The 23,239-nt window shown below is 68.0% G+C and carries 27 protein-coding genes, 2 tRNA genes and 4 pseudogenes; 13 read left to right on the top strand and 20 right to left on the bottom strand.

The genetic code is table 11. The features are described 5' to 3' along the window. The first annotated feature begins 4 nt into the window (after window positions 1–4). The 6 genes from OG507_RS20875 (at window position 5) to OG507_RS20850 (ending at window position 4,029) form a co-directional block, all read left to right on the top strand. Complete coding sequence (locus OG507_RS20875) at window positions 5–1,069, top strand: peptidoglycan-binding protein (RefSeq protein ID WP_327368716.1); 1,065 nt, start codon at window positions 5–7, stop codon at window positions 1,067–1,069. A gap of 75 nt (window positions 1,070–1,144) precedes the next feature. Beyond that, a complete protein-coding gene (locus tag OG507_RS20870; protein WP_327368715.1) occupies window positions 1,145–1,399 on the top strand; it encodes a hypothetical protein in 255 nt (84 codons plus the stop codon). Beyond that, entirely contained in the window at window positions 1,396–1,707 is a 312-nt protein-coding gene (locus OG507_RS20865; protein ID WP_442811001.1) for a hypothetical protein, read from the top strand. Before OG507_RS20870 ends, OG507_RS20865 begins: the two co-directional genes overlap by 4 nt. Before the next feature lie 159 nt (window positions 1,708–1,866). Further along, entirely contained in the window at window positions 1,867–3,051 is a 1,185-nt protein-coding gene (locus OG507_RS20860; protein WP_327368714.1) for a helix-turn-helix domain-containing protein, read from the top strand. A gap of 100 nt (window positions 3,052–3,151) precedes the next feature. Next, complete coding sequence (locus OG507_RS20855) at window positions 3,152–3,301, top strand: hypothetical protein (RefSeq protein ID WP_327368713.1); 150 nt, start codon at window positions 3,152–3,154, stop codon at window positions 3,299–3,301. Between the two features lie 530 nt (window positions 3,302–3,831). Continuing rightward, window positions 3,832–4,029 carry a hypothetical protein gene (locus tag OG507_RS20850; protein WP_327368712.1) on the top strand — a complete coding sequence of 66 codons (198 nt, stop codon included), beginning with the start codon at window positions 3,832–3,834 and terminating at the stop codon, window positions 4,027–4,029. A gap of 53 nt (window positions 4,030–4,082) precedes the next feature. On the opposite strand, the gene OG507_RS20845 is transcribed toward OG507_RS20850, so the two are convergent. The 9 genes and pseudogenes from OG507_RS20845 to OG507_RS20805 form a co-directional block, all read right to left on the bottom strand. Further along, the gene (locus OG507_RS20845) at window positions 4,083–4,235 is read right to left on the bottom strand and encodes a helix-turn-helix transcriptional regulator (protein WP_327368711.1); all 153 of its coding nucleotides are present in this window, start codon (window positions 4,233–4,235) and stop codon (window positions 4,083–4,085) included. Between the two features lie 171 nt (window positions 4,236–4,406). Then, window positions 4,407–4,634, bottom strand: a pseudogene (locus tag OG507_RS20840) (fatty acid--CoA ligase); the annotation flags it as partial. Between the two features lie 171 nt (window positions 4,635–4,805). After that, a complete protein-coding gene (locus tag OG507_RS20835; protein WP_327368710.1) occupies window positions 4,806–5,429 on the bottom strand; it encodes a SigE family RNA polymerase sigma factor in 624 nt (207 codons plus the stop codon). 182 nt (window positions 5,430–5,611) lie between these two features. Next, a complete protein-coding gene (locus OG507_RS20830; RefSeq protein ID WP_327368709.1) occupies window positions 5,612–6,778 on the bottom strand; it encodes a lipid-transfer protein in 1,167 nt (388 codons plus the stop codon). Further along, entirely contained in the window at window positions 6,775–7,170 is a 396-nt protein-coding gene (locus OG507_RS20825; RefSeq protein WP_327368708.1) for a MaoC family dehydratase, read from the bottom strand. The genes OG507_RS20830 and OG507_RS20825 overlap by 4 nt, the downstream gene beginning before the upstream one ends. Further along, a complete protein-coding gene (locus OG507_RS20820) occupies window positions 7,167–8,312 on the bottom strand; it encodes an acyl-CoA dehydrogenase family protein (protein WP_327368707.1) in 1,146 nt (381 codons plus the stop codon). Before OG507_RS20820 ends, OG507_RS20825 begins: the two co-directional genes overlap by 4 nt. A gap of 1 nt (window position 8,313) precedes the next feature. Continuing rightward, window positions 8,314–9,255 carry a bifunctional MaoC family dehydratase N-terminal/OB-fold nucleic acid binding domain-containing protein gene (locus OG507_RS20815; protein WP_327368706.1) on the bottom strand — a complete coding sequence of 314 codons (942 nt, stop codon included), beginning with the start codon at window positions 9,253–9,255 and terminating at the stop codon, window positions 8,314–8,316. Beyond that, window positions 9,252–10,427: an acyl-CoA dehydrogenase family protein gene (locus OG507_RS20810; protein ID WP_327368705.1), complete on the bottom strand. Its 1,176-nt coding sequence runs from the start codon at window positions 10,425–10,427 to the stop codon at window positions 9,252–9,254. The genes OG507_RS20815 and OG507_RS20810 overlap by 4 nt, the downstream gene beginning before the upstream one ends. Before the next feature lie 211 nt (window positions 10,428–10,638). Next, complete coding sequence (locus tag OG507_RS20805; RefSeq protein ID WP_327368704.1) at window positions 10,639–10,950, bottom strand: hypothetical protein; 312 nt, start codon at window positions 10,948–10,950, stop codon at window positions 10,639–10,641. 329 nt (window positions 10,951–11,279) lie between these two features. On the opposite strand from OG507_RS20805, the gene OG507_RS20800 reads away from it, so the two are divergent. Next, complete coding sequence (locus OG507_RS20800; RefSeq protein ID WP_327368703.1) at window positions 11,280–12,167, top strand: bifunctional DNA primase/polymerase; 888 nt, start codon at window positions 11,280–11,282, stop codon at window positions 12,165–12,167. Between the two features lie 166 nt (window positions 12,168–12,333). On the opposite strand, the gene OG507_RS20795 is transcribed toward OG507_RS20800, so the two are convergent. Then, window positions 12,334–12,777 (bottom strand): hypothetical protein, encoded by a 444-nt coding sequence (locus OG507_RS20795; RefSeq protein WP_327368702.1) that lies wholly within the window; start codon window positions 12,775–12,777, stop codon window positions 12,334–12,336. A 74-nt stretch (window positions 12,778–12,851) separates the two neighbouring features. Between OG507_RS20795 and OG507_RS20790 the strand changes: the two are divergent. Further along, a pseudogene (locus tag OG507_RS20790) lies at window positions 12,852–13,247 on the top strand (NUDIX hydrolase); the annotation flags it as partial. On the opposite strand, the pseudogene OG507_RS20785 reads toward OG507_RS20790, so the two are convergent. Next, window positions 13,225–13,642, bottom strand: a pseudogene (locus OG507_RS20785) (hypothetical protein); the annotation flags it as partial. The pseudogenes OG507_RS20790 and OG507_RS20785 sit on opposite strands and share 23 nt — an antisense overlap. A gap of 171 nt (window positions 13,643–13,813) precedes the next feature. On the opposite strand from OG507_RS20785, the pseudogene OG507_RS40405 reads away from it, so the two are divergent. After that, window positions 13,814–13,912 (top strand): annotated as a pseudogene (locus OG507_RS40405) (Imm32 family immunity protein); the annotation flags it as partial. Between the two features lie 103 nt (window positions 13,913–14,015). Here OG507_RS40405 and OG507_RS20780 read toward each other — a convergent pair. The 3 genes from OG507_RS20780 to OG507_RS20770 form a co-directional block, all read right to left on the bottom strand. Beyond that, window positions 14,016–14,090, bottom strand: a tRNA-Trp gene (locus tag OG507_RS20780). Window positions 14,091–14,249: 159 nt separating this feature from the next. After that, window positions 14,250–14,336, bottom strand: a tRNA-Ser gene (locus OG507_RS20775). Between the two features lie 185 nt (window positions 14,337–14,521). Continuing rightward, window positions 14,522–15,070, bottom strand: a complete 549-nt coding sequence (locus OG507_RS20770; RefSeq protein ID WP_327368701.1) for a hypothetical protein — start codon at window positions 15,068–15,070, stop codon at window positions 14,522–14,524. 983 nt (window positions 15,071–16,053) lie between these two features. On the opposite strand from OG507_RS20770, the gene OG507_RS20765 reads away from it, so the two are divergent. Beyond that, entirely contained in the window at window positions 16,054–16,374 is a 321-nt protein-coding gene (locus OG507_RS20765; protein ID WP_327368700.1) for a hypothetical protein, read from the top strand. Window positions 16,375–16,482: 108 nt separating this feature from the next. On the opposite strand, the gene OG507_RS20760 is transcribed toward OG507_RS20765, so the two are convergent. Then, window positions 16,483–16,935: a DoxX family protein gene (locus tag OG507_RS20760; protein ID WP_327368699.1), complete on the bottom strand. Its 453-nt coding sequence runs from the start codon at window positions 16,933–16,935 to the stop codon at window positions 16,483–16,485. Window positions 16,936–17,108: 173 nt separating this feature from the next. Between OG507_RS20760 and OG507_RS20755 the strand changes: the two genes are divergently transcribed. Further along, complete coding sequence (locus OG507_RS20755; RefSeq protein ID WP_327368698.1) at window positions 17,109–18,347, top strand: amidohydrolase family protein; 1,239 nt, start codon at window positions 17,109–17,111, stop codon at window positions 18,345–18,347. A gap of 84 nt (window positions 18,348–18,431) precedes the next feature. Next, on the top strand, window positions 18,432–19,355 hold the full coding sequence (locus OG507_RS20750) for an FkbM family methyltransferase (protein WP_327368697.1): 924 nt from the start codon (window positions 18,432–18,434) through the stop codon (window positions 19,353–19,355). Window positions 19,356–19,756: 401 nt separating this feature from the next. Here the strand turns inward: OG507_RS20750 and OG507_RS20745 are convergent, their stop codons facing one another. From OG507_RS20745 to OG507_RS20730, 4 genes are all read right to left on the bottom strand, one after another. After that, window positions 19,757–20,131 carry a hypothetical protein gene (locus tag OG507_RS20745; RefSeq protein WP_327368696.1) on the bottom strand — a complete coding sequence of 125 codons (375 nt, stop codon included), beginning with the start codon at window positions 20,129–20,131 and terminating at the stop codon, window positions 19,757–19,759. Continuing rightward, the gene (locus OG507_RS20740; RefSeq protein WP_327368695.1) at window positions 20,128–20,868 is read right to left on the bottom strand and encodes a GntR family transcriptional regulator; all 741 of its coding nucleotides are present in this window, start codon (window positions 20,866–20,868) and stop codon (window positions 20,128–20,130) included. Before OG507_RS20740 ends, OG507_RS20745 begins: the two co-directional genes overlap by 4 nt. 196 nt (window positions 20,869–21,064) lie before the next feature. Next, window positions 21,065–21,355: a hypothetical protein gene (locus OG507_RS20735; RefSeq protein ID WP_327368694.1), complete on the bottom strand. Its 291-nt coding sequence runs from the start codon at window positions 21,353–21,355 to the stop codon at window positions 21,065–21,067. Window positions 21,356–21,368: 13 nt separating this feature from the next. Further along, a complete protein-coding gene (locus OG507_RS20730; protein WP_327368693.1) occupies window positions 21,369–21,665 on the bottom strand; it encodes a hypothetical protein in 297 nt (98 codons plus the stop codon). Between the two features lie 77 nt (window positions 21,666–21,742). On the opposite strand from OG507_RS20730, the gene OG507_RS20725 reads away from it, so the two are divergent. Further along, the gene (locus tag OG507_RS20725; RefSeq protein ID WP_327368692.1) at window positions 21,743–22,498 is read left to right on the top strand and encodes a GntR family transcriptional regulator; all 756 of its coding nucleotides are present in this window, start codon (window positions 21,743–21,745) and stop codon (window positions 22,496–22,498) included. On the opposite strand, the gene OG507_RS20720 is transcribed toward OG507_RS20725, so the two are convergent. Then, complete coding sequence (locus OG507_RS20720) at window positions 22,474–23,238, bottom strand: glycosyltransferase family 2 protein (protein WP_327368691.1); 765 nt, start codon at window positions 23,236–23,238, stop codon at window positions 22,474–22,476. The two genes, OG507_RS20725 and OG507_RS20720, sit on opposite strands and share 25 nt — an antisense overlap. Window position 23,239: the final 1 nt, after the last annotated feature.

Raw genomic sequence — 23,239 nt, 5'->3', positions numbered from 1 at the left:
GCCCGTGTCCGTTTCGATCATCAGTCGCGCCGCATGGGGCGCGAAGCCGTGGGACAACGACCCCCAGAGCAGCGGCCCCGCCACGGTCGCGCTCAGCTCCCGTACGGAGTTCTTCGTTCACTACGACGGCGCGTCCCACATCACGCGCACCGGCTATGCCATCCCGCGCGCCATCGAGGCCGAGCACCTCGCGCAGGGGTGGGCGGGCATCGGGTACAACTTCGTCGTCTCGCAGGCGGGCGAGATCTTCGAGGGCCGTGGCTGGACCCGCCAGGGCGCGCACTGCCCCGGGCACAACGTGTCTGGCATCGGCGTACAGATCGCCATCGGCGGCGACCAGGAGCCGACTACGGCCGCGCTCGCCGCGTGCCGCGCCCTGTACGACGAGGCGTGCGCCAAGACCGGCCGGCCCCTCGCCAAGAAGGGTCACCGCGACGGCATCGCGACGCAGTGCCCCGGTACCAAGCTCTACGCGTGGGTACAGGCCGGCATGCCCGCCAAGGGGTACACGCCCCCGACCGGCGACACCGCTCCGTCCGGCGGAACGTCCGGCGTGGCCCGCTACCAGGTGACCATCAACGGACTCACCTACGGCTACGGCGCCCAGGGAGCGCACGTCACGGCCGTTGGCGAGGCCCTGGTCGCGAAGGGGTTCGGCAGCTACTACCAGGTTGGCCCCGGGCCGACCTGGTCGGACGCTGACACCGAGGCGTACGCGGCCTATCAGCGCTCCCTCGGATACTCCGGCGCCGACGCCGACGGCGTGCCCGGAGAAAGCTCCCTGCGGTCCCTGCTCGGCACTCTGCCCGGCAAGACGACCACCACGGCGAAGACGCCGTTCCCCGGAGCCGACAAGTTCGGCGCCGGCAAGTCCAACGCGTACGTGACCAAGCTCGGCGAGCGCCTGGTCGCCCGCGGCTACGGCCGGTTCTACAAGGTAGGCCCCGGCCCGAAGTGGTCCGACGCCGACCGCAACGCGACCCGCGCGTTCCAGCAGGCGCAGGGGTGGAGCGGCAGCGACGCCGACGGATACCCCGGCCCGCAGACGTGGGCCCGTCTGTTCGCCTGATCACCCATCGCCCCGGCCCGCCCGCGCGCACCGCGCCGGGCGGGCCCTCGCACCCCCGGAAGGAACAACCGGCCCATGAGCCCGAAGAACGTCCGCGCCATCCGTACCGCGCTCCAGACCCTTGCCGCGGTCGTCGCGGTCCTGCCCGCCCTCGCCGCGATCGTCGCCGACTCCGAAGCCCTCGCCGTCGCCGCCCCGTGGCTGGTCGCCGCTGCCGCCTCAGCCGCCGCCGTGGCCGGTATCGCCGCCCGCGTCATGGCACACCCCGCCGTCGAGCAGCTGCTCGACCGGTTCGGCCTCGGCCTGGTCGAAACCGAGGACCGCGAGTGACCGAGCCGACCGATACGGCCGCCGTAGCAATCGCGCTCGCCGAGCTGCGCGGCACCATGGCCGAAGGATTCGCCACCGTCAACGGATCCCTGGCTCTGCTCGCGCAGCGCGGAGACCAGACCGACCGGCGGCTTGTCGACGTGGAAACGCGCCTCGACACCCTCGAACGTGGCGAGACGGAGCGGCAGAAGCACGCCACCGCTGCGCTCGCCGAGCTTCAGCGGGCCAGGTGGCCGCTGCCGTCCCTCGCCGCACTGGTCGGCGTGGTCGGCCTCGCCCTGACCCTCTGGCAGCTCTCCCAGAAGTAACCACGCCCCCTGTCCCGGCTACGGCCGGGCAGGGGGCGGCTTTCGTGCGTCAGGGATGCGCGAAGACCCCATCAGCACGGGGGCGATGGGGTCTTCGGAGGTACCAGCGGCGTCGGCGGCGGGTACCGTTCTGGTGTCGAGTCAGAACTGGGAGCAAGTATGCACTCTCTTCCGCATGACCACACCGGCGCGCGCATCAAGCGGCTGCGCCTCGAACGCCACCTCACCCAAAGGGCCCTGTCCGACCTGTCGCAGGTGCCGTACAGCACCCTCACGAAGACCGAGCAGGGCGTCATCCCGGCGTCCCCACACGTCATCGCAAGTCTCGCCCGCGCCATGCGTGTTGAGGTCGCCACCGTCACCGGCCAGCCGTACGTCACTGAACTGCGCGCCGATGAGCTGGACGTGCTGATCCAGCCCATCAGGGAATCGCTGGACGTCTACGACCTCGGCGCCGATCCGGACATTACTCCCCGCCCGCACCGGATGTTGCACGACGACTCCGAAGCGCTACTCGCTGCGGTCCGGAAAGGTGAGATCAAGCGGACCGCCGGGCAGCTGCCCGGGCTGATCATCGAAGCCACCACCGCGGCACACGTCGCCGCCACGTCCGAGGGGTGGCTGCTCCTCGCCGACTACTACCGGACTGCCTACGACGTGGCATCGAAGCTGGGCTTTCCGGACCTGGCGACGATCGCCCTGTCCCGCATGGAGTGGGCCGCCGAACGCGGCTCGGGTGCGGTGGTAGGCGCCATCTATCGATACATGCGGTCACTTACCTACCTCCGGGCCGGTCAGTACCGGACGGGCCAGCGGCTCATTCGTACGGGGCTCGATGCCCTCGGCCAGGCCGAGTCAGGGCGCACCCGGGACGTAGTCACTGGGCAGCTGCATTTGGGAGCCGCAGTGATGGCGGCCCGGGCGCAGTCCGGTGACACAGCCGTTGGTCATTTGGCCGAGGCTGAGCGAATCGCGGTCGCCACAGGCGAGGCCGCCAAGGTCTACTGGCTGGCCTTCGGCCCGACCAATGTCGGCGTACACCGGGTGTCGGTGCATGCTGAGTTGGCCGAGTACGACACCGCTGCCCGGCTGGGCCGGGAACTTGCCGTGCCGCAGCAGTGGCCGGCCTCGCGACGGTCGCACCACTATGCCGAGGTGGCCCGAGCGCAGATGTGGTCCGGGGACCTCGACGACGCGTTCGCGAATCTCCTGCGGGCACGGAAGGCGGCGCCGCAGCAGGCGCGGTATCACCAGACTGTTCGCGAGACGTACGACGGACTTGAGGCAGCGAAGCGCCAGCTGCCGGACACTTTCTTGTCCTACGGCTCCTGGCTGGGAGTCTGACCGACAGTAACCCTTTGGCCCCGGCTATCACCATGTCGTGATAGTCGGGGCCTTGCTGTGCCCACACCATGTCTTCACCAGCCACTGACCTGGAGCCGACATGGCAATGACGATCAAGGTGTACGAGGTGGACCGCTACGGCCGGACGCGGGTCATTCGCCCAGAGGCCGAGGTCACCCCTCTCAAGACCGTGGAGCCCCGCACCTCGTTCCCGGCCTGCGAGTGCGACCAGTGCAAGGCCAAGCAGTGACCGCCCAGACGAAACCGGCCGCCGCGCCGGATGCCGCGTACCGCACCTTGATCGGCCACACCTACAGCTGCGCCACCTGCCGCGCCGGGGCATCATGCCCGACCGCCGTACGTCTCGGCCGTGCGTGGCGGGCAGTCCGCCGATGACCCGCTGTCCGAAAGGCCCGCACGACTTCCCGGTCGAGGACGACAGCGGGGCGTACTGCGAGGAGCACGGGGTCACCCTGATCTGGCGGTCGGACTCCAATCAAGGAGAGGTGCCACCCGTGACGGCGCCGAATGAGAAGGGCCAGAAGTGAACTGCCCGAACTGCGGCGCCTTTGCGTATGAAGACAATCTCGGTCGCTGGTTCTGCTCGCAGTCCTGCGGGTGGAACAGCGGCTACACGTACACGATGGGAGAACACGATGGGTTGTCCACGATGTGGAGCGGGTACTCAGCAGACCCCTACCGGCGGGTGGCTGTGCGGGAACTGCGGCTGGCAGTCCGGACACGCGCCTGACCCGGCGCCGTCGGGGGTAGCCTCCGAGCATGACTCGGCATCCCGAACCAGTGCCTAGGGCCGCCACAGCAGCGGGCGGCGAGATCACCCGCACGAACTGCCGACGCTGCGGCACCGAGGTACACGGCATTGATGGGCGCTACGCGTGCGCAGGCTGCGGCTGGGTGAACCACTGGTCCGAAGGCCACACGGTGCTGCCCACGGACCACGACGACAACCGCGAGTAGCCCCGCCCTGAAGACCGCCCCGGTCCGCCGTCCCCCCGTCGGCTGGCCGGGGCTTACTCGCGTACAAGGTCGGCGAGCGGCACACCGATCGCGTCGGCGATGCGGAGCAGGTTGTCGAGGAGCGGACTCACGGCGCCGTACTCAATCTCCTGGTACACCGGTCGGGCGGGATGACGCGTGGCACGAGTCCCACGCTGAACGTTCATGATCCTTTTGTATGCAGGTTCTATCCTGCATTGCTCGATCTTGGCCGCCGTGATTCGCTGACGGAGTGATGACGTCCGGTTGCGAGCCGTAAGCGTCGACGCATGAAGCCCCACAGCTTTCACCTGTGGGGCTTTGCGCGTTTCGGCAGGTCAGGGCGTGGATGTTTTGAAAGCACTGTTCCACATGAGGGTGCTCACCCGCTGGTCACCGTCGACACCGAGCTCGTCGCGCAGTGCGTTCGCGAGCTGCGTGGCCCGTCGGCCTATCTCGGCGAAGCTGCGACGCTGCGGCTCCAGCTCGCCTGTCCAGGTCGTGACCTGGGACTTCCCGTGGATCGTCATCCCGTGTTCGAGGATGCGGGTGACAGTCAGCGGTACGTCCTGCATGGTGCTGAGCACGGCGTCCTCCCGGTGGGCGCTACGCGGCAGTAAGGTTCCGCTGATTCTGCGCACATACCAGGTGGTATGTCACTAGTCCCGGGAGTACGAATCGGTGTCGTCCGGCAAAATCAGACCGGCCGGCGCACTGCCGCCCCCCTCTCCCTCTCCCTCTCCCTCTCCCCCGGAGGGTCACCGCACCGGAGCCAGCTCCGGGTCCTCCCTGAGCTTGCCGAGCGCACGCGACACCGCGCTCTTCACCGTGCCGACGGAGACCCCGAGCACCTCGGCCGTCTGGGCCTCGCTCAGGTCCTCGTAGTACCGCAGGACCACCATCGCCCGCTGCCGGTCGGGAAGCTTCAGCACGGCACGCCACATCGCGTCGCGCAGCGTCTGATGCTCGGCCGGGTCACAGACCGGCGCTGTCTCCTGCTCGGGCAGCTCGTCGCAAGCGAACTCGTCGACCTTGCGCTTGCGCCACTGCGAGGTACGTGTGTTCAGCAGTGCCCGGCGGACATAGCCGTCGAGCGCCCGGTGGTCCTCGATCCGTTCCCAGGCGACGTATGTCTTGGTGAGCGCGGTCTGCAGCAGGTCCTCGGCATCGCTGGGGTTCGCGGTGAGCGAGCGCGCGGCGCGCAGCAGTACGGGCCCCCGCGCCCGTACGAACGAGGAGAACGACGGATACGGAGCGTGCGGAGCCCGCGGGGCGTACGGCGTGCGCGCGGCGTGCGAGGCGCGCGCGGCGTACGAGCCGTGCGGGACGTGTCCGGTAATGGCAGCTCCCCCGGAGGTGCCCGTGCAGACTGGCGTGGTCATGGCTCCACGCTAGGAGCGGGCGCCGTTGCGGGGATCGGCCCCAGGTCCCGAAACCGCGTCCGCCTCAGGGTGTAGGGGTGGGGCCGGCTCCACCTCCTGTAGGTGGAGCCGTCGTCATCATGGCTCAGGGTCGCCCCCGGCGCCCCCAGCTCGGCCGTTCCTGTACTCGGCCGCCCGCGCACTCAGTCGTCCGTGCCCAGGATCAGTCCCGACGTGGGTACGCCTGCGCCCGCCGTGACCAGGGCTCTGGCCGCGCCCGGCAGTTGGTTGACCGACGAGCCCCGGATCTGCCGGACGGCCTCCGCGATGCCATTCATCCCGTGCAGATACGCCTCCCCCAGCTGGCCGCCGTGCGTGTTCAGCGGCAGCGCGTCGGCCGCGACGAAGTCGGCGGCCTCGCCCGGTGCGCAGAAGCCGAACTCCTCCAGCTGCATCAGGACGAACGGGGTGAAGTGGTCATAGAGGATGCCCACATCGATGTCGCAGGGGGAGAGGCCGGAGCTGCGCCAGAGCTGCCGGGCGACCACTCCCGTCTCCGGCAGCCCGGTCAGACCGTCGCGGTAGAAGCTGGTCATCTGCTCCTGCGCCCGCCCGGCTCCCTGAGCGGCGGCGACGATCACCGCAGGCGGCCGCGGCAGGACCCGGGCCCGCTCCACGCCGGTGACGACGATCGCCTGCCCGCCGTCGGTCTCCTGACAGCAGTCGAGCAGCCGCAGGGGTTCGACGATCCACCGCGATGCGGCATGGTCGGCCAGGGTGATCGGCTTCCCGTAGAAGTACGCCGCGGGGTTACGGGCGGCATGGCGCCGGTCGGTGACCGCGACATGGCCGAAGGCGTCCGGCGTCAGCCCGTAGGTGTGCAGATAGCGCTGGGCGGCCATGGCGACCCAGGAGGCCGGTGTGAGCAGTCCGAAGGGAAGGTTCCAGCCGAGCGCCGTGCCCTCCGCGGTGGGCTCGCGCTGCTGCACGCCGGAGCCGAATCTGCGCCCGGAGCGCTCGTTGAACGCGCGGTAGCAGACCACGACGTCGGCCACCCCGCTCGCCACTGCCAGGGCCGCCTGCTGGACGGTGGCGCAGGCCGCCCCGCCCCCGTAATGGATGCGGGAGAAGAAGGACAGCTCCCCGATGCCGGCCGCCTGGGCGACGGTGATCTCGGGGCTGGTGTCCATGGTGAAGGTGACCAGGCCGTCGACATCGGCGGGGGTCAGCCCGGCGTCGTCGAGAGCGGCCCGCACCGCCTCGACGGCCAGCCTGAGTTCGCTGCGCCCGGAGTCCTTGGAGAACTCGGTCGCCCCGATGCCCACGACCGCTGCCCTGCCGCCGAGCGAGTCGGCCCTGCGCACGCTCATGCCGACCCCTCCGCAAGGCTGACGGTCACCGTGCCGGTGACATGCCTGCCGAGACCGTTGGCGCCGACGACCGACACCTCGGCCGTCCCGTCGTCCCCGAGGGCGGTGACCGTGCCGGTCAGGATCATCGTGTCCCCCGGGTAGTTGGGAGCGCCCAGCCTGATCGCGATCTTGCGGAGCACGGCCGACGGGCCGAGGCGGTCGGTGATGTACCTGCCGACCAGGCCGTTGGTCGTCAGGATGTTCATGAAGATGTCCGGGGAGCCCTTCTCCCGGGCCAGCTCCGCGTCATGGTGCACGTCCTGGTAGTCGCGGGAGGCGATGGCGCCCGCCACGATCAGGGTGCGGGTCACCGCGATCTCCAGCGGCGCCAGCTCCTCACCGACCTTCACTCCGCTACCTCCCCTTTAACCAGCAACCGGCCGAGCTCCTGCAGTACTTCGCTGCCACAACCCAGATGGGCGTCGAGCTGACGGCCCCAGAGGAAGTGGCGGTGTACAGGGTGGTCGAGGTCCGCGCCCGTTCCGCCGTGCAGATGCTGTCCGGTGTGCACCACCCGCTTTCCGGCCTCCGACGCCCACCAGGCGGCGGTCAGCGCCTGGGGCCCGTACGGCAGCCCCGTGTCGTACCGCCAGGCCGCCTCGTACGCGGTGACGCGTATCGCCTCGGTGTCCATATGGGCATCGGCGGCGCGCAGCAGCACCGCCTGCTTGGTGGAGAGCGGGCGCCCGAACTGCTCCCGGGCGTTCGTGTGGGCGACAGCGCGGGCCAGCGAACCGGCGCACACCCCGGCCTGCAACCCGGCGAACGCGGTCCGGCTCACGGCCAGCAGCGCCTCGTACGCCCCGGCGCCCCCGAGCCGCTCCGCGGGCGCCCGGTCCAGGACGAGCCGCGCCGCCGACCACGGCGCCGTGGTCTCCACCGGCTCCGTCGCCACACCCGTATCGGCGGTCCGTACGATCCACAGCCCCGGGCCCGAGTCCGGGCCCGCCTCCGAGGCCGAGCCCGCGTCCCTGTCCGAGCCCGCGTCCCCGTCCGAGCCCGCGTCCCTGTCCGAGCCCACGTCCCCGTCCGAAGCCGCCACGACGACAAGATCCGCGTCCCGCAGCCACGGTACGTACGGCACGCTTCCGCTCAGCCGCGCCTCCAGCCGCCCCCCGCCGTCCGCCCGTACTCCACCGCGCGCCGGGAACGCCCCGGTGGCTACGGCCGTACCGTCCCGCAACGGGGGCAGCAGCCGTTCCCGCTGTTCGTCCGTGCCGTGCCCGGCGACGGCGAGGAGCCCGTACACACAGCTCGCCGCGAACGGCACCTGCGCCGTCGTCCGGCCCTGCTCCTCCAGCAGGAGCACCAGGCCCAGCAGCCCGATCTCCTCGACGGCCGCGGGCAGTCCGGCTGTGCACAGCTCCTTCCACAGCTCGGCGTCCGTCCCCGTGCCGGCCTCGACCAGGCGCTCGTGCGTCGACAGGTCCCCGAAGATCCGCGCCGCGAGACCACGCGCCGCCGTCTGCTCCTCGGTGGGTGCGAAGTCCATGTCAGTCCTCGCCTCCCCGGAAGACCGGAAGCTCCAACTCCGCGTCCGTGCGGAGGAATTCCAGCCGCACCGGCATTCCCGTACGCACCTTGTCGTACGGCACGCCGACCACATTGCTGACCATCCGCACCCCTTCGGCCAGCTCTATCAGCGCCACCGCGTACGGTCCGCCCGCCTCGGAGGTGCCGAAGGCGGGGAAGGGCGGGTGATGCATCACGACGTGGCTGAATACAGTGCCCTCGCCGCTCGCCTCGACCGTGTCCCACTCCTGGCAGCCGCACGCGTTGCACCCCGGCAGCCAGGGGAAGCGCTGAGTGCCGCATCCGCCGCACCGCTGGATGAGCAGCCTGTGCCCGGCCACGCCCTGCCAGAACCCGGCGTTGTCACGGTTGATCACGGGCCTGGGGCGCAGGCCCCGGCCGGTGCGGGGCAATGCGCGCCTCACCGCCGCCGGTGTGTACTTGAGGATGCGGAACCGGTGCGTCCCAGCGGGCTCGCCCTGGGCGCGGACATCCGTCCGCGTCGTCACGAAGTAGCCCGTCCCCAGCTTGGTCGTCTTCCGCTCCGAGACCGACTCGATCACCGCGTCGAACGTGATCCGGTCGCCGGGCCGCAGCGGCCGCAGATACTCCTGCTCGCAGTCGGTCGCGACCACCGAGGTGTACCCCGCGCCGTCGAGCAGGCCGAACAGCCCCTCGTACGCCGGGGAGCGGTCGGCGTGACCCGAGAGGCCGCCCATCGTCCAGGCCTGCAGCATGGCCGGCGGGGCGATCACCTCCGGTCCCGTGTAGGCGGGACCGGTGTCCCCCATCGCCTCGCACCAGTGCCTGATCATCGGCTCGTTGACCGGGTCCTTGCCGACGCCCGCGGTCGCGGCGGCGCGCCCCTCGAACTCCTTGAGCCGCACGTACAACTCGTCGCGCTCCTCCTGCGCGCCCGTCATCGCTCGCCCTTCTTCATGCCGAGCCGCATCGTCGCGACGATCTCCCGCTGCACCTCGCTCACTCCGCCCCCGAAGGTGTTGATCTGCGCCGCCCTGTTCATCCGCTCCAGCTCCCCGCCCCCGAAGGAGCCGGGCGAACCGCCCCGCACCGTGCCCGCGTCCCCCACGACTTCCTGGCAGATCCGGTACACCTCGACGGCGCTCTCGGTCCCGACGAACTTCACGCCGCTCGCCTCGCCCGGGGACAGCGAACCCGCGCCGACGTCCCCCACCAGCCGCCAGTTGAGCAGGCGCGTCGCCGCGAGCCGGACGTACGCCTCGGCCAGCCGGGTCCGCACCCATGGCTCGTCGACCGGCCGCCTGCCCGTCACCGGGTCGGGGGTGCGGGCGAAGGCGAGCGCCGACTCGTAGAAGTCCTCGGCCTGCATGCCGATCGCGGCGAGGGCCACCCGTTCATGGTTCAGCTGGTTGGTGATCAGCCCCCAGCCACCGTTCTCGGCACCGACCAGATGGGTGACCGGCACCCGTATCGCGTCGTAGTACGTGGACGTCGTGGTCAGTCCGCCCACGGTCTCGATCGGCGTCCAGGCGAAGCCCGGGGCGTCCGTCGGGACCAGGATGATCGAGATGCCCCGGTGCTTGGGCGCGTCCGGGTCCGTGCGGCAGGCGAGCCAGATCCAGTCGGCGCTCTGCGCGTTGCTGGTGAAGATCTTCTGCCCGTCGATCACCCAGGAGTCGCCGTCCCGCACGGCCCTGGTGCGCAGCGCGGCGAGGTCCGTACCGGCCTCCGGCTCGCTGTAGCCGATGGCGAAGACGAGGTCGCCGCTGAGGATTCCGGGCAGGAAGTACGCCTTCTGCTCCTCGGTCCCGTATTTCATCAGCGTCGGTCCGACGGTGTTGAGGGTGACCATCGAGACGGGCGCCCCGGCCCGGTAGGCCTCGTCGAAGAAGACGAACTGCTCGTCGGGGCCGCGGCCCCGACCGCCGTACTCGACGGGCCAGCCGAGTCCGAGCATCCCGTCCGCGCCGATGCGGCGCAGCAGTCGGCGCTGTTCGGCCGGGTCCTCGGCACCGGGCCGGGTCCTGGCGTCCCTCGCGGGCATCACCTGGCGGAAGTACGTGCGGAGTTCGGCGCGCAGCTGTCGCTGGCGCTCGGTCTGGGCGAGGTGCACGGCGGCTGCCTCCCGGACACGGGGTGCGGATCAGGATGGATTTCTGACTGTCCGTCAGATTCATGGTCGCTGTCAAGGTCGACGACACCCCCGTGATCCACCGCCGGGCAACGCGGAGCGGCCTGTGCAAGGAAACCGAAGTGCCCTTGCACAGGCCGCTGTTCACCCAGCCGTGACCCGACCCCCCGACCGGCCCATGACCGGCCACGGCTCACCAGAGATTGGTGAAGTTCACCGCGACGTTCTCGTTGTGCTGGTAGATCGGGGTGAACGCCGATCCGTTCACCTGCGCGGAGTTGCTCTGGTTCGACGCTCCGGCGCCGACGGCCTGCTGCAGAGACGTGGACGAATTACCGGAGTTGTTGCCACCGACGCCGCTGCCGACGATCGTCGCGACGGCCGCGTTCGATCCGTCGTTCGCGAACGAGCCGTTGTCGGCCTGCGCCACACCACCGAAGAGCGCGGCGGCAAGGGGCAGGGACGCAACAGCGGCGAGGGCACGAGCGGTACGGATGCTTGCCATGTCAATTCCTCCAGGAACCGAAAGTACGGCTTGTTCCAGGGCAGTTGGCCGACCGCCCCGGTGTTGGTCACGACGTCGCGAGACCAAAGCTGCCCACCGAATCCCCGGCGAACCACCCATGTGATCCGATTCCCCCGCAAGCATGAGGAACGCCCGATAAACCCTCCCGCGCCCTCAAAGCCCCAGCCCACACCCCCACCGCACCCTCTCCGGGCCGACCCGATCCCGTACCCCCCAAGAGAAGAAGCGTTCCGGCACCGCCGCGCCGGCGCACCACCCCCTCCCCCTCCCCTCTTCCCTTCTTCGAACACGTGTACGAAAATAGACTCATGGCCATCATCGACCGGCAGACCGCCACCCTGGCCCTGGCCCACGCGCTCTCCGCCGCCGAGCGCGGGCTCCCCGTCATCCCGCTCTCCGCCCGCAAGCTCCCCGCCCTGCCCTCCCCGCACCGGAACGAGGACCGGCCGGTCACCTGCCGGGGCGCCTGCGGACTTCCCGGACACGGCGTCCACGACGCCACCACCGATCCCGCCGCCGTACGCGCCCTCTTCGCCGCAGCCCCCTGGGCCACCGGCTACGGCATCGCCTGCGGCCGGCCCCCGCACCACCTCATCGGAATCGACCTGGACATCGACACCACCGGTCGCAACGACTCCGCCGTCTCCCTCCAGCAGCTGGCCCTGCACCACCTGTTCACCATCCCGCCGACCGTCACGGTCCTCACGCCCAGCGGCGGCCGCCACATCTGGCTCACCGGCCCGCCCGGCATACCCGTACCGAACTCCGCGAGCCGCCTCGCCCCCGGAATCGACGTCCGCGGCACCGGCGGCTACCTGGTGGGCCCCGGCTCGGTCACCGCCCACGGCACCTACCGGCTCGCCCCCGGCACCGCCGACCTCCCACCGGCCCCCTGCCCCCGCGCACTCCTTGGCCTGCTCACGCCCCCCGCACGCCCTCACCACCCCGCGGCCCGGCTCGACCAGGGCCGCGGACTGGTCAAATTCGTCCTCGCGGCACGCGAGGGCCAGCGCAACACACGACTCTTCTGGGCAGCCTGCCGCGCCTACGAACACGGCTTCGGCGACGCCCTGGCAGACGCCCTCACCCAGGCCGCCATCCACACCGGCCTCACCGAACACGAGGCCCGCGCCACCATCGCCTCGGCCGCCCGCCTCAGCAGGGGCTGCGCGGACGGGCCTGGGACGACCCGATAGCCCGGGACGGCCCCGCGCACCGCACGAACCCACGGTCGCGTCGCCGCCACGACGGTTTTCAAGAGGGTGCTGCGGGAAGCCTGCCGTACGTGCCTGACCTGCTCGTTCCCCGTCCTCCGGGCCCCTCGCCGCCTCCGGCGGTCCACACCTGGTCCACCGGGGCGGCTCAGTCGCCGGAGAAACCCCAGAAGTAGATCTCCTGCGGCTCCCCCTGGTCGCCATGGAGCACGGCGCACCGCCCATACCAACGCCAATGGTCGAACTCCTCGAACCTGGGCACGTGATCCCGGGTGGGCTTCCGCGTGCCCAGGACACGCAGCGCCTCCTCCTCGGTCACCTGCTTCACCGTGCCATAATCCGGCTCCTCATCGGGCCCGATGATCTTGAAGATGTCGAGGATCGAGTGCGTCCCGTCGTGCTGGACGAGCTCGTGCTCCCACAACTCCTCCTCGGTCCCGGGCCACGGCAGCCGTTCTTCCTCCGGCCTCCAATCGCCGCCCGGGCCCCAGTAGTAGTCCCGCTCCGCGAAGACCTTCCGTCGCAGCGCGTCGAACGCTCCGACGAGATCCTCCTGATACGGCACCGAGTAGTCCCACCCCGACGCGCCCATATGTCGGCCCCTCCCCACACAGCTCTTCCAGAACGGCCGGACGCTAACAGCGGCCACTGACAACCGCCTGGACCGTGATCAACGAGCGGCGCGAGGTTCTGATGATGTGGCGGCACCGCTTCATCACGGACACGTGGGCGTGGGAGCTGCCCATGGGCCTGGTCGAAGAGGACGAGACCCCGGCCGACGCTGCTGCGCGTGAGGTTCTGGAGGAGACCGGCTGGCACCCCGGCCCCGTCAAGCTGCTGATCTACGCCGAGCCCGCCAACGGCATCACCGACTCCCAACACCACGTCTTCCGGGCCGACGGCGCGACGTACGAAGGACCGCCGACCGAGAAGAACGAGTCGGACCGGATCGAGTGGATCCCGCTGGCCGACGTGCGGGGCATGATCGACCGCCGCGAAATCGTCAGCAGCGGCTCCCTCGTCGGACTGCTCTACGTGCTCATGGACGAGGCGATCCGCTGATCTGGCGGGGCAGCACTTCCCGGAGCCGGGACACCAACGCCACCGCGGCCGACTCCCGGCGGAAGCGCTCCAGCTGCTCGTAGAACTCCCGGAGGTGGCCGGCGACTCGTCGCGAGCTGACGGCCGCCGCCGGGGCAAGCGCGTCCATGGCCGTGTGGCACGCCCCGTCGAGACTGATCCGGCCCGAAGTAGGTGTGGCCTTCCGTGATCGCGCCGTGGGTGGCGCTGTGGTTCCCGAGGGCGACATGGGCGAAGGCTTCTCACATGGCGAGCATGGCCAGTACGAGAGTCGTTGTCCCCACAGCAGTTGGGGCCTGGTCCTGGGCTGCTGTGACGAGTGCGAGGGCATCCCCGGGCTTGTCCTGGTAAGTGGCCTGGAGGCTCATGTAAGCGACGGATGTGAGCTGAGGTGAGTGGTGGGTTGAGATGGGTGGTGAAGGCTCGCCGCAGCGTGACCGCATGGATGAACCCCGGATCAAGGTGTGCGGCTCAGCAACGGAGATCACCGTCGCGGCCAATGCCGCAGGGTTGCGGAACCTGGCTGAGCGACTCATGGGCTCGCAGATCCCGATCTCGGGGACGGGTACCACGAGCATCTTGAGGGCGGCATCAATCTCGAAGAGGGCTCGGTCAGCCTGATCCTGGCCCGAGACGAAGCGCTATAAGGCCCACGCCGCCCCAGTGCCACAGGCGTACCCAACACAACCAAGCCGTGCCGGAGCGCCCGGTACCGCACGGCAGACACGCCAAATACGACGGACGGGAAGGCAGATCCGGCCGGATTCGAACCGGCGTCCTCGCGATTTTGGAGACCGCGCGCGACGACCACTGCGCTACGGCTCCGCCCCGTCCGCCATCCTACGGACTCCCACTGCTGCCAACGTGCCCGTGCCCCTGCCGTGCCCGATCTGACAGGAACTGACGGGGAACCACGGTGGTTGACGAACAGCCCGCAAGGGAACGGCCCCCGACCGATTCGCCTGGTCAGGGGCCGTTCACCTGCGGTGGGTGTGGGATTTGAACCCACGGTGACATCGCTGCCACGACGGTTTTCAAGACCGTTCCCTTAGGCCGCTCGGGCAACCCACCCTCGCCCCGCCCACCTGCGGCGGAGCGCCTACAGCGTACCGGCTCATCGTTTCGGCCGTGGAACCTTGGCCAGAGGATGGCCACGGTCCCCTCTGTCGGCCACAGCTGACCCGCGAAGGCCGATCCCGTCGAAACAGATCCGCACCTCGGTGCAGTCTCTCACTCCGGCCACTCAGGCCGGCTTCTCATGCGCCTGCGCTGTCGTTATCGCGGCTCTGAGGCGGAAGCAGGAGATCACGCTCGGGATGCTTCTCGCCCTTCACGCTGCCCTGCACCCCCAGATCCACACGAGCCTGCTCATGGAACTCGTTGATCTCACGGAAGACGACTCGGTTCCGCTCCCGCCAGTCGTCCAACGTTCCTTCGGCCGTCCCCTTGGCCTGCCAGTCGACCTGCGCACCGGCCGAGGCCAGCTGGTGAGCGGCCTCCACGACATCGTCACCGCCAAGCAGCATCACGCGCTCGAAGGCCCGGCCTCGCTCACGTCCGGCCTGCCCCAGTTCGAGAAGAAGCTCAGCCTCGGTCTTCGTACTGGTCCGGAGGTCGTTCTTGACCTCGTAGAGCTCCACTGCGAGGAAGATGCAGGCCCGCACGGTGTCAACGTAGTTCTCGTACGCGCTGAGCTTGGAGCCGTCCCACCTGGTCAGAAGCGCCTGCCGATTCCGGTTCCGTTCCATCGCGTAGTTCGTCAGGTGCGTCGTGAGCGCACCCAACAGCACAGCCGCGATGGTCACGAGCTGCTCGCCGGTCCCCAACTTGTCCCCCAGACACCGATGCACTCCTAAAGATGACTGGGTGATCTTACGAGTGCCGACGGCCGTGAGGTACAGGAATCGTTGAAGAGAAGTCACCGCTGCTGGTGTGACCAAGCAAGACGACGGCCCACTGGTTGGCCTTACCGAGCCACGGTCGAGGCCGCGAGGGAGGCGGCATCCAGCCAGCTCGGAATCGTGCGCCGACTCACCCCAGACAGAGCTGCAAGTCTGGTCGGCCCGGATCCAGTGGCATGGGCGCCCTTCATCAAGCACCGAACATCTTCGTCAGCATGGCTAAGTCTGTTTTGCAGCAGGTGGCGTCGTACTCCAGCCAGGGCCAGTGCCTCTTCCGGGGCAAATTCCGGAGCGGGGTGAGCTTCCTCCCAGAAGTAAACCCTCTCGGCTAGCTCAACCCATTTGTAGGGTTCCGGCATCGGAATCTTGGCATCTTGTTTTGCCAAGGCGCTCGCTCTCAACAGGTCCTCGGGCGGGGTCGGTTCCGCTCGAAGCGTCTGCGCCACAGTCAGATCCCACCAAGCCAGGTGAACGCATCCGGGGTTGAGGACAGCTTGATCTCCTCCCCTGATGCTCTTCTGACAGTGCGCACATACCCTTCCCATCTGAGTAATCTCCTGCGGCAGTAGACCATCGAGCCGCTGCTGAAACTGGCAAAGCATCGGGATGGCCCACGTCAGGGAGTACGCCGCGTGGGTGCCTTGATATCCACAGGCGTCGTCATTGTCGTGAGGCGTAACGCGCAATACAGGTCCCCCCGACTCGACCGTCTGTAGAACGCCAGAGTCTCGGGTGGTTTGTACCTCGTACTCGCAGCGCCGTAGTGCACGGATAAGACCCTGAACCGGCGCGGCATTCGGAGACTCTTCGACCAATACGCCCGCAGACCACGTCACCACAGAGGTGCGCCCTTTCTCCTTGGCGACGAGAAGGACTTCCCGCCTCATGTGGAATCGGTTTACCAGGGCAACGCAAGCCAGAACAACGACGGGCAAATCACCGCCACCCCACTGGGTGAACAAGTGATCCAGCCGGACCAGGAACAACCAGAGACATTGACCCGGTTAATCGGCAACGCCGAGATCGACCCACTCGGATCTTCAGTCTCAGATCTCCCCCAAGCCGAACCCGCGCCTACAGCCACAGTCGGACATGACCAGCAACTGGGGCCGCGACGGAACGATCACCAGGCCACCAACCACGCTGCGATCGAAGCATCCAAGGCGGACGCAGCCGGGGCGGTGACCAAGGACGCGGGGTGGATGTAGAAACGCACCGCGTCCCGCTCGGCGCTGTCTCGACGCACGCCAGCTCCGGGCGAATCGGTATCCACGGAGACTGGCGCCCACTCACCCACTGCCTATTCCGAATCGCCCCTACTGCAGGAATAGCCCAAAGGTGTCGTCAAGCGCCCAGCTTCGCCATGACGCGCCGAACAGGCCGACGGCCGAGATCAGGGCCATCATCAGGTTCTGCCCCTGCTCTGCCCAGTCGTGGATCATCAACACGAGGTAGATCAGGCTGAGAACCAGGCTGGCGGTCAAGGCAATCGGCGTGAGGAAGCCAACGACGAGTCCGAGTCCGAGCGCCAGTTCCGCGTAGGCGACGATGTACGCCATCAGGCGCGGGCGAGGCTTCACGACCAGATCGAAGCCCCTCCGCACGAACGGCCACCGATGCTTGTCGGCTATTCCTGACGCCCACCTGATACCGCCGCCCGCGAACCAGTCCTTCTTGTCCTTGTGGCGCCAGCTCTCCAGCCACCACAGGCCGAGGCCGATGCGGAGTATCGCGAACCACTCCGCCTCAGTGAGCCAGATCGTTTGCATGCTGCGCCCCTCAGGCTTAACTGACGACTCGTCAGTTCATCGCACCTTGCCTGATCCTGCAAGAGGGCAAGACGTCACTTCCTCCTTGTCGTCGACGAGGCGAGCCCATAGTCTCAATCTGATGGGGCGTCAGATTCAAGCCGGTCGAACCGGCGAACAGCTGGGGGTACAACATGATCAGCAACGAGAGCAGTACCAGCGATCTCCCCAAGGTCATCAGCGTGGACGATCACGTGATCGAGCCCGCGCATCTCTTCGAGACCTGGCTTCCGAGGAGGCACCGCGACAAGGGCCCGAAGCCGTTCACAGCAGGGATCGGCGAGCTTGAGTACGTGGGTGGGAAGTACCGGTTCACGACGGATCCAGCTGGTCAGCTGACCGACTGGTGGGAGTACGAGGGCCTGATCTTCCCGTACAAGCGCATCATCGCCGCCGTTGGCTTCTCGCGGGACGAGATGACCCTCGACGGCATCACGCGGGAGCAGATGCGGCGTGGCTGCTGGGACCCGAAGGCGCGCCTGGCTGACATGGACCTCAACCACGTTGAGGCATCGCTCTGCTTCCCCACCTTCCCGCGCTTCTGCGGGCAGACCTTCTCCGAGGCGAAGGACAAGGAGGTCGGACTCGCATGCGTCCGGGCTTACAACGACTGGATGGTTGAGGAGTGGTGCGGGGACAGCGGTGGCCGGCTGATTCCGTTGTGCTTGATTCCGCTTTGGGATGTTGAGCTCGCGGTCACCGAGATCCGGCGCAATGCCGCCCGTGGCGTGCGTGCCGTGACCTTCAGCGAGATCCCTACATACCTCGGGCTGCCCTCGATCCACACCGGCTACTGGGATCCCTTCTTCGCCGCGTGCGAGGAGACCGGCACGGTCGTGAACATGCATATCGGCTCGTCGTCACAGATGCCGGCAGCCTCCCCCGATGCGCCGCCCGCGGTACAGGCCTCCCTGAGCTTCAACAACGCCATGGCGTCCATGATGGATTTCCTGTTCAGCGGCGTGCTGGTGAAGTTTCCGCGGCTCAAGCTCGCATACAGCGAGGGGCAGATGGGGTGGATTCCGTACGCCCTGGAGCGCGCCGACGACGTCTGGGAGGAACACCGGGCCTGGGGCGGCGTGAAGGATCTGATTCCTGAGCCGCCGTCCACGTACTACTACCGGCAGATGTTCTGCTGCTTCTTCCGTGACAAGCACGGCATCGATTCGATCGAGACCGTGGGGGTGAACAACGCCACCTTCGAGACCGACTACCCACATGTCGACTCCACGTGGCCGCACACGAAGGAGGTCGCGGCTGATCACGTTGGGGGCCTTCCTGAAGACGTCGCCTACAAGCTGCTGCGCGGAAATGCCATCCGCATGCTGGACCTGCCGTTCGACCAGGACCGCCGGACTCCAGCCGCGTCCTGACGCCTTGCGCTGGCCGTAGTGGACCATGGGAGTATCCGGCCCCCGACGCTACGGTTCCCGGGCGCACTGCGGAGAGACGAGTGGATGACGAATCCCCTGGTAGAGGCACTGATCACCTTGGGGCGCGGGTACGTGCGCCGCGCCCCTGGTTCGGTCGGTAAGGCCCCGATCGCTGCCCGCTGCCTGAATCCGCTTCTCCGGGACAACCCCCGCCGACGCGTGGTCGACACCGTCTACGGACCGAAATTCGCCGTCGATACACAGGACCTCATCCAGCGCTACATCTACATGTTCGGTGTCTGGGAGCCGAACATGTCTCGCTGGCTCCGACGGAGGCTCCGCCACGGCGACACGTTCGTGGATGTCGGAGCCAACGTCGGCTACTACAGCGTGCTCGCCTCTCAGCTGGTTGGGGACAGGGGCCGCGTGGTGGCAATCGAGGCGTCCCCAGAGTTCCACCGTCGGCTCCTACAGCAAGCTCGGCTGAACGACTGCCGGAACATCCGCGCAGTGAATCTGGCGGTCGACGACCGGCGAACCATGCTGACCTTCATTCTTGCCAGCTCGGCCAATATGGGCGCGAACAGCATCGTTCCGTACGAGGGTCCGGCAGAGTCGACGTTCGAGATCGAGGCCGTTCCGCTGCCCGAGGCGCTCGATCCGGTGGAGATCGCTCGGGCCCGCGTGATCAAGATCGATGTGGAGGGCTCAGAGGGCGGTGTCGTCCGTGGACTGGAACCGATGCTCGACAGTCTCCGGCCGGATGCCGAGATCACCGTTGAGGTAACTCCTGCTCGCATGGCCCAGCTGGGCGATTCCGCTGACGACTTGCTGGCGACCATGCGCAAACACGGTTTTCATGTGTATCGGCTTGCCAATGACTACTCGCCAGGGAGCTACCCAACGGCGTTGGGTGAAGAGGCCGCAGTACCGGTTCGCTGGCGGGGGCCGGTTGTCGAAGAGAGCGACCTGATCTTCTCGCGGGTGGATGCCGAGACTCTTCCCTGACATGGCGCGGCCCGGCTCTCAGCTGAGAGCCGGGCCGCGAGCAGCGTCGGGGGAGGCGCTGCTGTCCCAGAGCGGTTGCCGTCGTGAGGCAGTGCATCGGCGTACGTCGCCTCACTCCTTCCGCGTGCGGGACCCTTTTCCGCTCCGGCCTCGACCTGTCCAAGGGTGCGTGGAACCGGAGCGGAGCCTATGGGGCTGTCACCAGCGGATGGGTTGCCATCTGCCGCCCGCGCATACAGGGCACGGGACTCGAAAATTGAAGTGACAGGTTGGGCATCCCGAGAAGCCGCAGCAGTCCGGACACCAGATCTCGCGGTGCCCCGTACAGCAACCGCAGTAGGTCGCGGGCCGCTCGGACCGCCGTCGACCGCGTTTCCTCACTATGCGCTCAACCGCCGTGGTCATCCGAATGCCCCGGCGGGAAGTCGCGGACCTTCGTCCCGTCCGTTCTCGTCGGCCGGAAGCTGCTTGTCCGAACCGGGCAAGCGGGCGCCTCGGCTTTCTGCGACGCGCAGCACGTCGGACAACGCCACCGCCGCTCGCGCCAGAGCGATCCGGAGCTCACGATTGTCCGCGTGCCGGTTGGTCAGGGTGTCCTGTGCCGCTTCGAGAACATCCGTAGCCGTGGTCAGCTGTGCCGCTTCCATCTCGTCGGCGATCCTCGACATCACACCGCCCCGGCCGTCAGGGCTCAAGTAGCACGGGTCACCTCCGGCCGTGGTCCACGGAAGCAGGCGCATCTGCGACGGGTTGGCTTCGTTCAGGTTGTCGGTCATCCCGCTGACTCCAGTTCCTCGATCGGTGCGTGGGTGGTGAAGACGGCTTCTGTCCGGTGGCCAGGGAGGACCAGGAGGGCTGCCTCCACCACCCGGCCCGAGGCGTCCATAGACACTCGCTCGACGGCCAGCACGGGCGTCCCAGCGCCGAGCCGAAGGGTTTTCGCTTCGCTGGGGGTCGGCAGACGAGCCGTAAGACGGTCGACAGTCGACGTCGCTTCGATGCCGGTCTCGGCGAGCCGGCCCCGGATGTCATCGCCCAAGGGCGACCGGCTCGCGTCCGGTGTGCTGGCGCGCGCGACGCTGCGTGGTACGTAGATGTGCACCAGGCTGTGCGGGGACGCTCCCTGGCTGCTGAGGTACACGTACTCGATGAGGACGGTGTTCTTCGGAACCTGCAGGAGGGCCGACAGTTCGTCCCCGGCCTGCACCTCACTGACGCTGACACTTACGTGCAGAGCAGTGTTGAACGCCGCTCGCCGGTCCCGCGCGAAGCAATCGTTGGAGTACGTGATCCGCTCGAACGGACGGCGGACGAAGTTGCCCCGGCCGTGCTGTTTCTCAATCAGTCCTTCGTCCTGGAGAACCCCGAGGGCGACCCTGACGGTGGGCACGCTGGCTGTGTACCGGCGGGCGAGAACTGTCTCCGCGGGCAGCTGGTCCCCAGCTCGGAGCAAGCCAGTCTCGATGCCCTGCCGGAGATCGTCCGCGATGTCCTGATAGCGATTGGCTGTCACTGCTGCGAATCACCGCCACTCTGGATGCTGGATCGGTGGCACTGGCAGGCGCACGCCTCGTAGATCACCGGGAGTGCGCTCGGCCCGGTTGCGGTCTCCATCTCGTCGCACTGGCTGTGCGTACCGATGCGGCAAGGAATGGAGTGGTACGGCGTCAGTTTTCTGGGGTGTATCGGCTGCTGCCGTCCCGTAGGCATCAGGCGGCCTTTGTGATGTCGATGTGCGGGCACACCAGCAGCGTGCGGGGCTGCGGTTCACTCCACCGACGGGCACGTTCCTCGACGGTCAGCATGTACGGCCGGACGAGTGTGGAGTGTTCCTCGCGGGTGGAATCTGAGCGCTGTGCAGGCTGCTGGGGCTTGGGAACGGGCAATGCCTTCGGCTTCATCGGCGGCGGGCTTGCCGACAAACTGCGGCCCTGCCGTCCAGAAGCAGGCACGAGTCGCCCTCTCGCCCATGCGGCAGTGCGGCGGATATGGTCGAACACGCTGATCAGCTCCCTATAGCTGATGGCCGTGCCCCCGGACGACGTCGGTCGTCGCGGGGGTGTTCTTACGTACAGCGACCCGTAATGTGCGGCCGCTCTCGCTGCTGTCGAGCCCGAAGGAATCGGCCTTCTGCAGCAGCAACAGGAGCTCGTGCCAGGACTCGGCGGAGACCGAGTTCGGCAGCTCTGTCTCTATGGCGATGTGGTCCTCGCGGTCCTGCAGGCGCGGAGCGAACCCAGCTGCGGCGAGACATGTTGCGATGTCATCGGCACGAGCTTCGGGTGAGAGAGCAAGGCGCCTTGCCGCCATTGATCACTCCGAGTCATGTTAGATAGCTAGGAACGAGCTAGCTATCTAGATTAGACGTAGTGGGCTAGATTTTCTATATGCCTGAGCAGCCGCCCTATCTCCAGATCGCTGACGTGCTGAGACAGCGCATCGCGGATCAGGAATGGACACCGGGCGACCGGCTACCCTCCCGCGCTCAGCTAGGGGAGGAATGCGGTGTGGGTGAGGCCGTAATCCGGCGCGCCCAGGAGGTGCTCATCTCGCAGGGCGTCTTGGAAGGCCGCGCCGGATCGGGGACCTACGTCGCTGAGCCGCGGGAACGGCTGCGTATGGTCCGCTCGCTGTACAGCGGTGAGCCTGAAGGCTCACCGCTGCGCGTCGACGTGGCCGCACTCGGCAAGGGGGGCACCTGGGAGAGTCGGAGTGACGCAATGGTGCCGGCTCCACCGGACATCGCGGCACGTCTCGGCGTCCCAGAGGGGGACTACTGCGTGCGCACTGCCTACGAGTACTTGTCCGACGGCAAGCCGACGCATGTGTCGACAAGTTGGGAGCCGTACAGCATCACAACCGGCACGCTCGTGGTGCTGCCGGAGGGTGGGCCGTATGCAGGGACGGGCGTCGTGCGTCGCATGGCCGAGATCGGAATTACGGTCAGCCGTGCGGTAGAGAGGCCGGAGCCGGGACAAGCAAACGCCGAGGAGGCGGTCCTCCTCGGCGTTCAGCGGGGCGCGCTCGTCACGCGTATTGAGCGGACTTATTACAGCAGCGATGGGAAGCCGGTCGAGACGGCGGACATCGTCGTACCTGCCGCATACTGCGAGATCGTCTACGAAGTGCCCGTGGTCGGGTAACCCCACCCCAAGTAGCCCAGCTCCCGAGCCCTGGCTTCGATAATCGCCATGCGCGCATCGCGTTCGCCGGCATCGGTGTGCGCAGCCTGGCTGGTGGCCTGTCCAGGCCACTTCCGGTACAACAGCCCGACCTCCGGCGAGAACCATCCGCGGCTGGTGGCATTCAGCGCGAGCAACAGGCCGGTGTCTTCCGAGGCGGGAAGAGCCATCCAGCCGCCCAGCGCCAGGAGCAGGCCACGGCGGACGAACAGGGTCGCCGGGTGGACCTGGGCGCGGAACCCGTTCGCCTTCCAAAATTCGAGTACAGCTCCTCGCTCGATGGCGCCGGCCTCGGGATCCCCGTCGAACCCGACCGTCGTGCCGTCGGGCAGCAGGTCGAGGACGCGCGAGGTGGCCCAGCCGATGCTGGAGTCACCTTCGAGCGCGGCCAGGTCGCGGGCAAGCGCACCAGCAGGCAGCTGATCGTCGGCATCAAGGATCTTGATGTACTCGCCGTCCGCGCGCGCGAGAGCCATGGTGCGGGCAACACCAGGACCGCCAGGACGCCCTTGCCGGAAGGTGATGCGCTCGTCGTCGGGGACATGGGGGGCGACCTCGTCGGTCCGGCCGTCTTCCTGAATGAGCCAGTGCCATTCCCACCCGTCCGGCAGCCCCTGGTTGCACAAAGACTTGTAGGCGTCTGCCAAGAACGGGGCGGACGGGGGGTGGACAGCCGTGACGATGATGATGCGCCGACGCACG

It is taken from the genome of Streptomyces sp. NBC_01217, from assembly GCF_035994185.1.
In the GTDB taxonomy this organism is placed as follows: domain Bacteria; phylum Actinomycetota; class Actinomycetes; order Streptomycetales; family Streptomycetaceae; genus Streptomyces.
Note: the sequence above shows the minus strand (reverse complement) of the source record. Positions and strands in the feature narration are given on the sequence as shown.